1 protein-coding gene is annotated in these 1,623 nt (G+C 68.6%); it reads right to left on the reverse strand.

Going from position 1 to position 1,623, the window contains the following annotated elements:
• A partial coding sequence (locus DFR29_RS28780) for a condensation domain-containing protein (protein WP_243746213.1) occupies positions 1-1,623 on the reverse strand: 1,623 nt, incomplete at both ends.

Raw genomic sequence — 1,623 nt, forward strand, 5'->3', positions numbered from 1 at the left:
CAGCTGGTGTACCAGGGCTTCGGCGCCGAGGTCTGCCGCCGTGTCGTTGAATGCCTGCACCACCTGGGCGCGTTCGCCCGGCGACAGCAGCGGCAACTGCAGCACGGGCTGCTGCGGTGCCGTGACGATGCCCTGCAGCAGGCGGCCGAAGCTGTCGCCCAGGCGCGCGATGGTTGCGGCATCGAACAGGCTTTTCGCGTAGTTCCACGACAGCTTCAGGCCCTGGGCGGACTCGCTGGCTGCCAGCTCCAGGTCGAACTTCGCCGGCACCTGGCGCGATGCCAGCGGCGCCAGGCTCAGGCCGGGCAGAACCAACGCCGACTGCTCGTTGTTCTGCAGCGTGAACATCAGCTGGAACAGCGGCGCATGGGCCAGGCTGCGCGCCGGCTTCAGCTCGTCGACCAGCATCTCGAACGGAATTTCCTGGTGTTCGTAGGCTGCCAGCGCCGTGGCCCTGGCCTGGGCCAGCAGCTGCTCGAAGGTGGGATTGGCGGAAAGATCGCTGCGCAGCACCAGCGTGTTGACGAAGAAACCAATCAGCGGCTCCACGTCCGGATGCAGACGTCCGGCGATCGGCGTGCCGATGACGATGTCGCTCTCGCCGCTCCAGCGCGCCACCAGCAGCGCGAACGCCGCCTGCAGCAGCATGAACAGGCTGGCGTCGTGACGCCGCGCCAGCGCGTTCAGCCCGGCCAGTGTCGCCGCATCCACGTCCTGCAGCAGGCGCCCGCCGTCGAACTGCTGCCGCGCCGGCCGCGGCCGGTCCAGCGGCAGGCTGTGCACCGCCGGCAGATCGGCCAGCTGGCCGCGCCAGTAGTCCAGATGAGCCTGCAGCACCGTGCCCTGCAGCCGCTGGCGCTGCCAGGCGGCGAAATCGGCATATTGCACTGCCAGCGCGGGCAGGCGCGGCGTGCGGCCCTGCGCCCATTCGCCATACAGCGCGACGAATTCGCGCACCAGCACGCCCAGCGACCAGCCGTCGGAGGCAATATGGTGCATGGCGAACAATAGTGCATTGTCCCTTTCGCCCAATTGCACCAGAGCGCAGCGCAGCTTCAGGTCGCGGGACAGATCGAAGGGATGCGTGGCGCGCTCGTGTGCCAGCTGCTGCAGCCGGGCCTCGCGCGCATCCGCAGCCAGCTCGCGCAGGTCGTGGCGCTGCACAGGCACACTGTCCGGCGCAGCAATGACCTGTAGTGCCGTGCCATCGACCTCGACGTAGTGCGTACGCAGCACTTCGTGCCGCGCCACCAGCGCGTCCAGTGCCTGCTGCAGCGCGTTCGTATCCAGCTCGCCCTGCAGGCGCAGAGCGACCGGCATGTTGTATTGCGTGCTGCCGCCTTCCAGCCGGTCGATGAACCACAGGCGCTGCTGCGCGAACGACAGCGGCAACGGCGTGTCGCGCGCCGCCGGCGGAATCGCCGCATAGCCTGCGCTGGCCTGCTGGCCGATATGCGCCGCCAGGTCGGCCAGCACCGGATGCTCGAACAGGGCACGCACCGGCAAGGGCTTGGCCAGGGTTCTGCCAATCTCGCTGACCACGCGCGTAGCCAGCAGCGAATGGCCGCCCAGGTCGAAGAAATTCGCCTCGCGGCTGATCGCATCGAGCTTGAGCACGCGCGC

The organism is Tahibacter aquaticus (assembly GCF_004363655.1).
GTDB classification, from domain to species: Bacteria; Pseudomonadota; Gammaproteobacteria; order Xanthomonadales; family Rhodanobacteraceae; genus Tahibacter; species Tahibacter aquaticus.